General features: G+C 56.7%; 13 protein-coding genes and 1 tRNA gene. 4 read left to right on the forward strand and 10 right to left on the reverse strand.

Annotated elements, in window-relative coordinates; translation table 11 throughout:
• The 10 genes from BC443_RS11845 to BC443_RS11890 form a co-directional block, all read right to left on the reverse strand.
• Positions 1–344: NADH-quinone oxidoreductase subunit A (locus BC443_RS11845; protein WP_071232053.1), on the reverse strand; the 344-nt coding region annotated here is incomplete at its 3' end.
• 406 nt (positions 345–750) lie between these two features.
• Positions 751–897, reverse strand: a tRNA-Thr gene (locus BC443_RS18825).
• 346 nt (positions 898–1,243) lie between these two features.
• Complete coding sequence (locus BC443_RS11855; protein WP_071232054.1) at positions 1,244–2,068, reverse strand: IclR family transcriptional regulator; 825 nt, start codon at positions 2,066–2,068, stop codon at positions 1,244–1,246.
• Complete coding sequence (locus tag BC443_RS11860; protein WP_210766286.1) at positions 2,065–2,526, reverse strand: MaoC/PaaZ C-terminal domain-containing protein; 462 nt, start codon at positions 2,524–2,526, stop codon at positions 2,065–2,067. Before BC443_RS11860 ends, BC443_RS11855 begins: the two co-directional genes overlap by 4 nt.
• Before the next feature lie 188 nt (positions 2,527–2,714).
• A complete protein-coding gene (locus BC443_RS11865; RefSeq protein WP_071232055.1) occupies positions 2,715–3,893 on the reverse strand; it encodes an extracellular solute-binding protein in 1,179 nt (392 codons plus the stop codon).
• A gap of 15 nt (positions 3,894–3,908) precedes the next feature.
• Positions 3,909–5,018: an L-rhamnose/proton symporter RhaT gene (locus BC443_RS11870; RefSeq protein WP_083387370.1), complete on the reverse strand. Its 1,110-nt coding sequence runs from the start codon at positions 5,016–5,018 to the stop codon at positions 3,909–3,911.
• On the reverse strand, positions 4,979–5,326 hold the full coding sequence (locus BC443_RS11875; RefSeq protein ID WP_071232057.1) for an L-rhamnose mutarotase: 348 nt from the start codon (positions 5,324–5,326) through the stop codon (positions 4,979–4,981). The genes BC443_RS11870 and BC443_RS11875 overlap by 40 nt, the downstream gene beginning before the upstream one ends.
• Entirely contained in the window at positions 5,323–6,405 is a 1,083-nt protein-coding gene (locus BC443_RS11880; RefSeq protein ID WP_071232058.1) for a Gfo/Idh/MocA family oxidoreductase, read from the reverse strand. Before BC443_RS11880 ends, BC443_RS11875 begins: the two co-directional genes overlap by 4 nt.
• On the reverse strand, positions 6,389–7,276 hold the full coding sequence (locus BC443_RS11885; protein WP_071232059.1) for an amidohydrolase family protein: 888 nt from the start codon (positions 7,274–7,276) through the stop codon (positions 6,389–6,391). The genes BC443_RS11880 and BC443_RS11885 overlap by 17 nt, the downstream gene beginning before the upstream one ends.
• A gap of 31 nt (positions 7,277–7,307) precedes the next feature.
• Complete coding sequence (locus tag BC443_RS11890) at positions 7,308–8,459, reverse strand: CaiB/BaiF CoA-transferase family protein (protein WP_071232060.1); 1,152 nt, start codon at positions 8,457–8,459, stop codon at positions 7,308–7,310.
• A gap of 210 nt (positions 8,460–8,669) precedes the next feature.
• Between BC443_RS11890 and BC443_RS11895 the strand changes: the two genes are divergently transcribed.
• From BC443_RS11895 to BC443_RS11910, 4 genes are all read left to right on the forward strand, one after another.
• Positions 8,670–9,410, forward strand: coding sequence for an SDR family oxidoreductase (locus BC443_RS11895; protein ID WP_071232061.1), 741 nt, complete (start codon positions 8,670–8,672; stop codon positions 9,408–9,410).
• A gap of 132 nt (positions 9,411–9,542) precedes the next feature.
• Positions 9,543–10,379, forward strand: a complete 837-nt coding sequence (locus BC443_RS11900) for a fumarylacetoacetate hydrolase family protein (protein WP_071232062.1) — start codon at positions 9,543–9,545, stop codon at positions 10,377–10,379.
• Between the two features lie 58 nt (positions 10,380–10,437).
• Positions 10,438–11,433, forward strand: coding sequence for a C4-dicarboxylate TRAP transporter substrate-binding protein (locus BC443_RS11905; protein WP_071232063.1), 996 nt, complete (start codon positions 10,438–10,440; stop codon positions 11,431–11,433).
• 149 nt (positions 11,434–11,582) lie between these two features.
• The coding region (locus tag BC443_RS11910; RefSeq protein ID WP_139284306.1) for a TRAP transporter small permease subunit at positions 11,583–11,774 on the forward strand (192 nt) is incomplete at its 3' end.

The raw sequence follows: 11,774 nt of genomic DNA on the forward strand, positions 1-11,774 counted from the left end.
TGCCACTTGAACACCCCCTCACGCCAGGCATAGACGATGCCCACCGACAGGATGGCGAGAAACATGCCCATCTCCATCATGGCCTTCATGCCCGTCTCGACGAACACGACCGCCCACGGGTACATGAACATCATCTCCATCTCGAAGGCGATCAACAGCAGCGTCATGGAGTAGTAGCGAACGTGGTAGCGGCTCCAGGCGTGGCTGTCGGGCGTCCCCCCGCCCAGAAACGGCACGCGCTGGGACCAGCTGGGCCGAGGCTGGTGACGCATGGGCAGCCACTGCACCAGCAGCCCGGCGCCCAGTACCACGATCAGAATGATGAGAAGAGCGAACAGCTCCATGCGGATCCCTCGCGTCGCTGATTCAAACGAACCTGGGCCAGAGCCAATGACCGCGGGTTCCAGTCCCTTCACTGATAACACTGATAACCAGCCCTTTATCAAAGGGTAGGCGGCTCACCTGAACGCAAACTGAATAAGCGTCCTCATTTAGCTTCCTGGATAAAGTAGGTTAACAATAGCCAAGGTGCGAGGCAGAGCCGGGCGCCACGCAGCCAGCAGCCATCGAGTTCATGGGGGGGCCACGGTCGAATGTCGCGGCTGGAGCGGAAAGGTAGGAACGACAGGAATAGGCATGCCAGGCAGAGCTGACAGAACTTTCTGACAAAACTGGCAGGCACAAAAAAACCGCCTTGAAGGGCGGTCTCTTGTAAGGCTTAAAAAGCCTTATGAATCAATCTCTAAGCTCTGGTGCCGACACCAGGAGTCGAACCCGGGACCTACTGATTACAAGTCAGTTGCGGGTTTTTGGCCGTGCGGCAAAGCTGTTTGGTCCAGCTAACATAAAATTTTTAGCACCACTCATGCAGAAACCCTCTCCCTGCACTACATTGGCGCTATGAATCATGGCCAACCCCTACATGGATGTCAACCCACCCATCTTCATCGTAACAATGAGGGGGAGGTTTCCCTCCCCCTCTGTCTGTTGATTCTCAAGCGACTATACAGGTGGCCTGGCGTTCAGGGCGCGACGCATGGATTCGACGCCGGGATGAACGTATTCCATCGTGGTGCTTATATCGGTGTGATTGAGTATAAAGTGACAGAAGCGCTGCGGAGACATCCTGTTCTGGTCAAGTTCGAGCGACACATTTTCAAGCCACAGCTGCCAGTTCAGTATTCCTCGGCGTCTGACAGTCCAAGATAGAGTGGAGCCAGCAATTATTTAAGTTCATCGTCTCTCAGTGAGGTGGATCAGGTTGCAAATTCGTTCCCTCGTTGCTGACGATGGGTAAGCCAGCCTTCTCCGTAATCGCCATCGCCGCCTTATGCGCCGCTGCCAGCAAATGCTCGGGGTCCGGCCCCTGCGCGCTCTTCAGCGTGGCAATGATGAGAGCAGCCTTGACTCCTGCACCGGGAGAGCCGATGGGAACGCCGACGTCCAGCCCACCAACGAACCGTTCGCTGTCGGCGATTTCGTACCCCCGTTGCTGCACATTGGCAACACGAGTGAGAAATGATTCCCGGATACTACCCGGCAATTGGTAGAATTCAGAGTATTCTTTCAGAAACAAGCTTCGCTCGGTCTCGCCCATCGTCGCGAGGATGATACGACCGGAGCTCGTATATAACGGCGAATGCCGCGATCCGACCTCCACCGAGAGACGTAATGGCCTGGGGCTCTCGTGCTGGGCCAGTACAATGATCTCTCCGTCTCGCAGTGTTGTCAGGTGACAGGTTTCGCCGACTTCGTCCGACAACCTCCGCATTTCGGGATGAGCGACCTGCAGCAGTCCTTCGTAGGGAGAATGGGTATGGCTCAGCTCAAACAGTTTTAACGTCAACCGATACTGCCCCGAATGCGTTCGTCGGATGTATCGCCTTGCCTCTAACGCATTCAAAGTCCGAAAGATTTCGCTGGTCGACTTGCCCAACTCGCGAGCGATCTCCGATTGGGAAATCGACTCTGATCGACTTGCCAGCAGTTCCAATACGTCCAACGCCTTGTCCAGTGCGGGCACGACGTACTTTGACGTCTTGCGATCTGCTTCTTGCTCCGCTGTCATCCAGCTCTCTCCAATGACCGCCGCTCGACCAGGTAGACGTGGTCGCAGACCATGACAGTCTCCCCGTTCTGCTTGGTCACAGTTAGGGACTCATAAACGAGCCCGTGCTCCTGACGCTTAGGATGCTCTCGTTTGTCCCTGATACGTGCGTTAACCGTAATGGTGTCTCCAATGAATACCGGCCTTACGAAACGCAACTTATCATAACCGTACGACATGGCCCGTGGGTTGATAACGGAGGCAGTCATGCCCACAGCGACTGAGAAGACAAGCGTGCCATGCGCGATGCGCTCTCTAAACTCCTGGGTGGCGCACCACTCCTTATCCATGTGATGCGGGAAGTGATCTCCCGTCTGTCCCGCATGTGTCACGATATCGGACTCAGTCATCGTACGCCCGAACGTCGTTCTTTCGCTGCCGATCTCGTAATCCTCGAAGTAAGCTTCCACAATCATCATCGTAGCTCTCCCGCAAAACAGAATGACAGCGATTCAGCCGCCATTGGCCTTCCCGGGGAAATGGCGAAGTGATGAACCGATCCCCTGAGGCCGCCAAGTTCAATTTAGATTTACAATAACCGACAAGGAACACTATCCCGCTCGTGGCCAACAGCGGCCATGACTCCAGCTCTAGATTTCTCGCGGAATCAAGTCCCTGCACGTCGACGCCGCAGCGTCTGTTCGAACTCCTTGTTCAACCAGGACAACAGTTCCGCTCTCGACAATCGTTGGTGCAAAAAGGCATTGACCTTCACGCCGGCAGACTCGAAAAAGGGTAGCCAGCCATCGAAACGGGGGCGCATATGTGCTCGCTCGTGAGACTTCAAGGTGTTACTGAAAAAGCCGTTCGCGGCACGGTCATTATCTGTATCTCGCCACGCGGCAAGATTGGCCGGCTGCCCGCCATAAGCGAAATACTCAGCGGCCTGGTGGCGGCCACTGCATAGCCACGCCGCATACGTCACCGCCAAATCGGGATGTTCCGTAAAAGCGCTTATCGCGATACCTGCCCCGCCGAGTTGAGTTCTTGCGGTCCCCTGCCCCTGCACGCCCGGAGCATCATGGAAAGACAGCCGTGGAGACGCCTCTTCCCGGGCATAGTTCGTGTAGCCATAGGTATAAGGGCAGTAGACGATGCCGGACTCTCGCTCGCTCATGGCATCGAGAAGTTGAATGGGGTTCCAATCCAGCGAATCAGGTAACGCGATCTCGGCAAGGGCCTGAACCCGGGTTAACACCTCGTCACCAACACTCTGCCCCAGAAAGACCTCGGTGTCATCGTCGATCGGGTGGCCCAGCTCAGCCGCCAGAGATATCACCAGACTGATGGCGTCGGTGGGAAAGCCGGTCATGGCTACCCAGCTGGAGGTTCCGCGGCAACGCTCCGCGGCTGCCAGAACTTCATCGAAAGTCCTAGGTACGGCCAGGCCAAGCGCCTCCAGACGGTCATTCCGAGCCACCGCAACCTGCGTGGCAGCATCGAGAGGCAGCGCCAGCTGTTTGCCATTTATCCAATAAGACTCCCAACTCCTGCCCACATAGGCATCATTGGCTATCTCGTCGGGATAGCGCTGCGAATAGTGCGAGAAGTCGAGCAGAAATTCTCGTGCAGCCGCCTCGCCCACGTGGGGATGATCCATCACGATGAGATCATACTGCCGGATGACAGCCTCAAGCGAGGCCTCGCCGAAGTCCTTCAAGCTCCGCTTGTCCCATTGAATCGAGACGTCGGGCCTGGTTGTCTGAAATAGTGGGACACCCTTTTCGAGGGGACGAAAACCTCGAGGATGATCCCAGGTAAGTCCTTTCAACACCGCCTCTGCCATGGAAGTTACTCCGTTTTAGCTGAATGCGTTACCGTAGGCGACGATCAGAACCGATGCCGTCAACGCTAGTAGTCCCAAGCGCAAGGATTTCATGACATTCGCGTCCGCACCCTTCCACTCCTTGAAAAAGACACCCCAGAACTGGGCGAATATAATCAGCATTATCATGTGGATGGCCCAGCTAGCCGCACTGAAAATCCCCATGTAATGCTCGGCAAATCCATAGAAAAAGAACTGAAAATACCAGAGCCCACCTCCTAGTACGGCAAGCAGGTAGTTGATTACGAGCGGCTTCCTGTCGCCGGCAATGAACTCTCTGAACGCACGCAATCGGTAAATCAGAAAAAAGGAAATGAAGACGTTGCAGATGAAGGCACCGCCATTGGCAAAGATGAAAACGATATTGTTTTTCAACAAAGACGATGCACCTGCTGCTTCAGCAGCGGCGGCGATGGGCTGTCCGGCATGGAGTGCAAACCCGTAGCAAGCCGAAAGCACCCCTGCGAAGACCGCGACCGCAAACCCCTTCACGATGAGGGAAGGATCCCCGCTCTCGCCCGGCTTCTTAGCACCGACACGCTCGTAACGATAACCGGCGCGACCAACCAAGTACATCCCCACCACGCCGACTATAAGAGCAACGGCGATATAGAGCCCCAGTGAGGTATGGAGCATGCGCTCGAGCGTTTCGCCCCCCAGAAACAGCGGGGGAATTATCGTGCCCAATGTCGCGCTGCAACCAATTGAGATGCAATACGTCATTGAGAAGCCGATTTGGCGAATCGCCAACAAAAAGGCGTAGCCGCCGAATCCATAAATGAATCCAAACAGCAATGTATAGGCAATTGTGGACGGCTGGACGCTGGATAATACAGTCACGATATCGGGAATGGTAAATAACGCCACGATCACGGGCAGAAGCAACCAACCCACACTGACGAAGCAGAACCAATAGACATCCCACTCCCAACGCTTAATAAATTTTCCGCTGACGAAGCAACTGGAGGCACATGCCGCCCCCACTGCGTGCAGCAAAATGCCCCACACTGCATAGAACATGGCTATTCTCTCTTTATTGTTGCGAACTAGGCGTGATGAAAAATAGGCCGCATCGATGCCCACCATTCGCCTTCCGCGCGGTCGAAAATCGGCTCGTGACAGGGCTTACAGCGTGCCCACCACTCTTGAATGGCCGGCGCAGCTGATAGCGCTTCCATATCCTTGTCCAGGTCTTGTCCATGATACTCGACATAGGAGAAGAGATAGGGGTAACCATCCGGAAGTTCTCGGATGAAGATGGTGTAATTGTAGAGCCCGGCGGCATTCTGCAAATGCACTACTTCGTCGGGGATCCTGTCGTGAAGAGCGATATAGTGCTCGATGCATTCCCTCTTAATACGGATGACGGATCCCAATCTTTGCCTGACACTCATGCTTCCCCACCTTCCAGCTCCGCAAGCCAGACGGGGCGATTCAATTCACATGAGCGCTTGGCCGCCTCGACGAGCTTCATCGTTTCCAGTCCTTCATCGAAGCTTATGGATGCTGGGCGGTCTTCTTTTATGGCACCCATGAGCTCCAGCATCGTCTTGGCGAAGGCATCAGGAAACCAGCGGCCCGTCAGAATCGGCGTACTCCACTCCCCCGCGGACTGTCGATCGGTACGGTAGTGAATCGTATCTTCCCGTCCCTCCGGGTAGTTGTAGAGAGCTCCATTGGTCCCCTTGGCAACCCCTTCCGTTCCTTCGAAACGAAATTCCGCGAACCAGTCCTCCTTACCGTAGTGATTGTCGTGATTGACATCGATCTTGGCTCGCAGATTGCCCTCGTAGATGAGGTGCATATAGGTGCGCGTCGGATAGCGATAGGAGCGCGAGTGGGAGAAAGCCTGATCGCAGTAAATGACCTGCGGGCTACCCAGCAGATAGCGCATGCTATCGAGGTAATGAATGCTGTGCGCGAGCAGCTCGAAATACGATGTCTGGTTCCAATAGGGCCAATTGTCCCAGGGCGTCCATACATTGACCCGGATATCGGCGTATTCGATGACACCAAGCGCACCGTCTCGGATCAACTCGCTCACAGTGTTGATACCCGGCGAGTACCTCATCTGATGGTTGACTGCCGTCTTGATAGGCTCACCGGCGGTGCTTGCAACTAATCGTTTGGCTTGCTGATAGTCCAGACCAATCGGCTTCTGGCACAGCACGTGTTTACGATATTTGCAGGCAAGATTCACCGCCATTTCCATGGCGCTGGTGGGTACGGCAATATCGACTATCGCTACCTCGTCCAAGGCGATCAGCGCTTCCATACTGGCGCAAACATGGGGAATCCCGAACTGCTCGGCCAGTGTCGCCATCCTGTCTCTGTCTTTATCGTGAATGGCGGTGACTTCAAACCCGGCATCGCGATAGGCGGGCAAATGACAGGCGCTGACGATTTCTCCCGCACCAATGATGCCAATCTTCAAACGCTTTGCCGGACGGCCGGTTTCACTTTCCAGGCGCATGAGCTCGCAATCCTCCCAGGTTGAGACGGTAAACATCGACGGCGTTACCGGCCATGATCTTGTCTCGGGCCGACTGGCCCAGCATTTCGGCTGCTGCCACGGAGGCCTCGAGCCAGTTACGGTAGCTACCGTTGGTGAGTGAGATCGGCCAGTCACTGCCCCATAGAATTCTGTCCGGACCGAAAGCGTCGTGAGCAACCCGCAGAAAAGGATGAATATCCTGCGCGCTGAAGTGACATGGCTGGGAAAGGCCCACCGGCGTGTTCAGGCCCGAGTACTTCACGAATACATTGTCGTGACGTGCAATCTTCGCGAGATCGTCAGCCCACTGCCGCGGCATAGAGCGGAAAGGGTTAGGTTTGCCGAGGTGGTCGAGAACGATAGTGAGATCGGGAATGGCCCGGCATAATGTAGGAATGTGAGCGATGTGCTTCGGCCACAGGGCAATGAAGTCGAGCGGCAACTCTCGCTCGGCGAGCAGTTCCAGCGATGCCATCACGTCTGGCCGGACGATCCAGTCTTCATCAGGCTCGTCGTGCATGAGGTGCCTGACGCCTTTCAAGTATGACGAAACGCTCGATTGGAAATATTCTTCCAGCGTTTCGGCTGTGGCACCGGGGTCCTCGAGCGGAAGCCACGCCACAACGCCGGCGATTTGTGCATTGGCCTGTGCCTGTTCCAGCATGCGTCGTGTGTCGTCATGGGTATTGGCTGCCTGAACGGTAATCGCGTAATCGACCCTACTGGTTTTCATCTCTTTCAAGAGATCATCCGGCCCGAAAGACCGATAAATCGAGCCGGCATCCGGGGTCAGCCAGGTATAGTCGTCCTTGGTGATATCCCAGAAATGTTGATGTGAGTCGATAATCATGAGTATCCCTTGAACGTTTCGTATTACCGCTTCACGCGTTCAGCCCAAAACTCTCGTCAATCCCTATCGTGTGCTCCCCCGGCTTGGGTGCGCCTCGCCCGCAGTAGTAGCGCTCGCCGTCAATAGAAATGGGACACCGTGTCGTGCGCAATCTGGCACCATTGTCTCGCTGCACCTCCTGCACGAACTCGAGAGCCTGGAAACCGTCACTGTTGAGCAGATCATTCCAATCCCAGACCGGCGCGCACCAGTAATCGACGGCCTCCAGCTTCGCCGTCCAGAAGTCAGTCGGACGCTGCTTGAGATGTTCCGCAATAAGACGCTTAATTTCGTCCCGCTGCGTGAATAGCTGCTCCCTTTCGCCGAATGCGTTCAAAGCCGGATACTCGAGAGCTTCGGCAAGCTTCGCCAGACTTCCCATGGCAAGCGCCAGATACCCATCCTGCGTTTCGTAAATTCCGTAAGGGGCTCCCAGATAGGCGTTCGCGCTGTTCCTCGTGCCACGCGCAGGCAGCTTCCCTCCGTCATTCAGATAGGTCGTCAAAAGCTCGAACTGCAGGTCCAGCACGGACTCCATTAGGCTCACCTCAACGAGACCACCGACTTTTCTGATACCCCGACGAACCAGGCAGGCGAGAATTCCCTGAACCAGATGCGCCCCGGCGGCTAGATCGGCAATCGAAAGGCCAAAGGCGATGGGCCCTTGATCGGCATTTCCGCTTAGCCAAGTCAGTCCGGAACGGCTCTGGGCTAACAGATCTTGCCCGGCAAGATGGGACCAGGGCCCAGCTTTGCCGTAGCCACTCACCGTGCCGTAGACGATACCGGGGTTGAGAGCTCTTGCCGTCTCATATCCCAAGCCCAGGCGCTCGATGACACCCGGCCTGAAGTTCTGGATCATGACGTCCGCCCGGGCGATGAGTTTTTTGACTCTTACCATGTCTTCGGGATTTTTGAGATCGGCCCCGTAACTCTGTTTGTTGCGATTGATGGTATGAAACAGAGTGCTGTCCCCATCAAGTTCAAGGTCGGATATATAAAGCTGCCTCGCCAATTCTCCCACCCCTGGGCGCTCGATCTTGATAACAGTGGCCCCGAGATCCGCCATTCTCAGTGCGGCGGAAGGTCCGGCAAGGAATTGACTGAAATCCAGGACCAGCAGTCCCTCGAGAGGCTTATCCATTCGTACTCTCCTGAAATATTATTTCGTATGTAAAACCATATGCCAAAAGCGCACCATTAGCCAAACGGCTAACATCGATCTATAATTGAATATAACCAACTGAATTCATACATATAAAACCCCTTAATGTAGGCGCAACGACTTTGGTCGCATTGTTTTTCCATAAGAGAAAAAGGATTTTACATTTAAACAATTACTTGGAGATATGATATGCGTTTGAATGGCAAGACCGCGTTGATCACCGCCGCCGGCCAGGGTATCGGCCGAGCCACCGTCGAGCGATTTCTGGCCGAAGGTGCCCAAGTCATCGCCACCGACATCGATGCGGCCAAGCTGGAGAGGCTGGCGGGGGCTCAGTGCCATGCGCTCGACGTCACCAACGCGGAAGCCGTACGGAGTCTGATCGAGTCGCTGCCACCGCTGGACGTACTGTTCAACTGCGCCGGCACGGTGCCGAGCGGCTCGATCCTCGAGTGCGACGATGCCCAGTGGGCCTTCGCCCAGCGGCTCAATGTCGACTCGATGTTCTACACCATTCGTGCCGCGCTGCCGACGATGCTCGACAATGGCGGCGGCAGCATCATCAACATGTCGTCGCTGGCCTCCAGCGTGAAAGGCGTGGTCAACCGCTTCGCCTATGGCACCACCAAGGCTGCCGTCGTCGGGCTGACCAAATCCGTCGCCGCCGATTACATGACCCGGGGTATCCGCTGCAACGCGATCTGCCCGGGCACGGTCGATTCGCCCTCTCTGCGCGAGCGCGTCGCCGAGCAGGCGCGCCAGCAGGGCCGTACCACGGATGACGTCTTTGCCGAATTCATTGCCCGTCAGCCCATGGGCCGGCTAGGCAAGGTCGAGGAGATCGCCGCGCTGGCGACGCATCTGGCCAGCGACGAGGCGGGCTTCATCACGGGGACGGTGCAACTCATCGACGGCGGCTGGTCCAATTGATCGCCCTCCTGAGTTCTCGTAGCTCGTAGCTCGTAGCTCGTAGCTCGTAGCTCGTAGCTCGTAGCTCGTAGCTCGTAGCTCGTAGCTCGATACTAGACTCACTTCGCTAACCGACACAGAAAAGGAAACCGCATGAAACTGCTACGCCACGGCCCCAAGGGTCAGGAAAAGCCCGGCATCGTCGATGCCAACGGTGTCGTCCGCGACCTGTCCGGCAAGATCGATGACATTGCCGGTGACGTGCTCTCCGATGCGGGTCTGGCGCAACTGGCGCAAATCGATCTCGCCAGCCTGCCGGAAGTCGCCGCGGGTACGCGCCTCGGCCCCTGTGTCGGCCGGGTCGGCAAGTTCATCTGCATCGGCCTTAACTACTCCGATCACGCCGCCGAGACCGGCGCAGAAGCGCCCGCCGAACCGGTGATCTTCAACAAGTGGACCAGCGCCATCTGCGGTCCCAACGACGACGTGGAGATCCCCCGCGGCTCGGAGAAGACCGACTGGGAAGTCGAGCTCGGCGTGATCATCGGCAAGGGCGGGCGCTATATCGACGAAGCCGACGCCATGGACCATGTCGCCGGCTTCTGCGTAGTCAACGACGTCTCCGAACGCGAGTATCAGCTCGAGCGCTCCGGCACCTGGGACAAGGGCAAGGGCTGCGACACCTTCGGCCCGCTCGGCCCGTGGCTCGTCACCCGCGACGAAATCGCCGATCCGCAGGATCTCGCCATGTGGCTCGAGGTCGACGGCAAGCGCTACCAGGATGGCTCGACCCAGACCATGGTGTTCCAGGTGCCGCACCTGGTCGCCTATCTGAGCCGCTTCATGAGCCTGCAGCCGGGCGACGTGATCTCCACCGGCACCCCGCCGGGCGTCGGCATGGGCCAGAACCCGAAGATCTTCCTCAAGCCCGGCCAGACCATGCGTCTGGGGATCGAAGGGCTAGGAGAGCAAAGACAAAAGGTCGTTTGATCCGCACTCCTACGACTAAGCCACCCGGGGAAGCACGAATTTCAGGAGTACGCCTATCATGTCTTCATTACGCTGGCTGTCTGTCTTTCTGACGCCACTTTTGGCCCTATCGGTTACCGTGCTTTGGCCTGTGTCGGCTACGGCGGCAACCGAGATTCGGGTTGCTTACGCCAATGCCCGTGGCGAGCCAGTCGACGTTGCCGTTCGGGAATGGGCCGAGGCCGTCGCAGAAAAGAGTGACAATAGTCTCGTGTTGAAACCTTTTCCTTCAGGGCAACTAGGCGGTGAAACCGAGGTGATGGAGCAGGCACGCTTCGGCTCGCCGCTGATCACCATCACGGCCTACTCCAACTTTATGGACCCGGTACCAGATCTGGCCGTGCTCGACGCACCCTATTTGGCCGACGACTTCGACAGCAAACTCAAGGTGTTCGACTCCGGCTGGTTCGCTGAGCAGGAGAAAAAGGTCGAAGGCGCCGGCTATCACATCGTGATTCCCAACGCGGTTTATGGAGTGCGTCAGTTGCTCTCCCGCAAGTCGATCGCGACGCCGGAGGATCTCTCCGGGGTCAAGATTCGAGTTCAGAACTCTCCCATGTTCGTCGCTGCTATCTCAGCCATGGGCGCGGTTCCTACACCTATGGCATTCAGCGATGTTTATTCGGCCATGGCTCAGGGGGTCGTGGATGGACTCGAAAATACACCTAGCGCCTTATATGCAGGAAAATTTTCCGAAGTTACTAAACATCTAAATCTGACTCATCACCTTCATATGGTAGCAGCCTTCATTACCGGCCAGGCGTTCTGGCAGCAGCTGAGCCCGGAAGACCAGAAGATCCTCACCGAGACCGGCCAGGAGATGGCCAAGAACCTGCGCAGTCTGGTCGAGAAGGAGACCGACAAATCGCTCCAGCAGTTGAAGGATGCCGGCGTGCAGGTGCACGAGGTGGATATCGCCCCGTTCCGCGAGCGTGCCCAGAAGGAGATCCCGGCGGAATTCCCGCAGTGGAGCGACGGGCTTTATCAGCAGGTCAGCGACATCATCAACGGCTGACAAGATCGCCGGGAGCGATTCTGGGCATCGCACAGCGATGGCCCGAAAGGCGACCGCCAAGGATGGCGGTCGCAATCTCGGCTATCGATCTTCCTTTGTTTAACGCTGCGACGTGAGCTGTTGCTCACGCCGTTAGGAGTTGAATATCCATGCAAACGTTTTTCAAGGCGCTCGACCGCCTGATGCGGCTCGATGAGGTCGTCGCGAGCCTGGCGCTGTTCGGGCTGTTCGTGGTGGCCATCGCCAATGTCTTCATGCGCTACCTGTTCTCGTCGCCGCTGGCCTGGAGCGAGGAGATCCTGCAGCTGTTGATGGTGTGGGCGACGTTCCTCGGCGCCATG

The sequence above is a fragment of the Salinicola sp. MIT1003 genome (assembly GCF_001858555.1).
GTDB classification, from domain to species: domain Bacteria; phylum Pseudomonadota; class Gammaproteobacteria; order Pseudomonadales; family Halomonadaceae; genus Salinicola; species Salinicola salarius.

Excerpts from the sequence above, each read along its gene's own strand:
- BC443_RS11905 (WP_071232063.1), top strand. The coding sequence starts at position 10,438 with ATGTCTTCATTACGCTGGCTGTCTGTCTTTCTGACGCCACTTTTGGCC.
- BC443_RS11900 (WP_071232062.1), top strand. The coding sequence starts at position 9,543 with ATGAAACTGCTACGCCACGGCCCCAAGGGTCAGGAAAAGCCCGGCATC.
- BC443_RS11885 (WP_071232059.1), bottom strand. The coding sequence starts at position 7,276 with ATGATTATCGACTCACATCAACATTTCTGGGATATCACCAAGGACGAC.
- BC443_RS11875 (WP_071232057.1), bottom strand. The coding sequence starts at position 5,326 with ATGAGTGTCAGGCAAAGATTGGGATCCGTCATCCGTATTAAGAGGGAA.
- BC443_RS11855 (WP_071232054.1), bottom strand. The coding sequence starts at position 2,068 with ATGACAGCGGAGCAAGAAGCAGATCGCAAGACGTCAAAGTACGTCGTG.
- BC443_RS11865 (WP_071232055.1), bottom strand. The coding sequence starts at position 3,893 with ATGGCAGAGGCGGTGTTGAAAGGACTTACCTGGGATCATCCTCGAGGT.
- BC443_RS11880 (WP_071232058.1), bottom strand. The coding sequence starts at position 6,405 with ATGCGCCTGGAAAGTGAAACCGGCCGTCCGGCAAAGCGTTTGAAGATT.
- BC443_RS11890 (WP_071232060.1), bottom strand. The coding sequence starts at position 8,459 with ATGGATAAGCCTCTCGAGGGACTGCTGGTCCTGGATTTCAGTCAATTC.
- BC443_RS11870 (WP_083387370.1), bottom strand. The coding sequence starts at position 5,018 with ATGGTGGGCATCGATGCGGCCTATTTTTCATCACGCCTAGTTCGCAAC.
- BC443_RS11860 (WP_210766286.1), bottom strand. The coding sequence starts at position 2,526 with ATGATGATTGTGGAAGCTTACTTCGAGGATTACGAGATCGGCAGCGAA.
- BC443_RS11895 (WP_071232061.1), top strand. The coding sequence starts at position 8,670 with ATGCGTTTGAATGGCAAGACCGCGTTGATCACCGCCGCCGGCCAGGGT.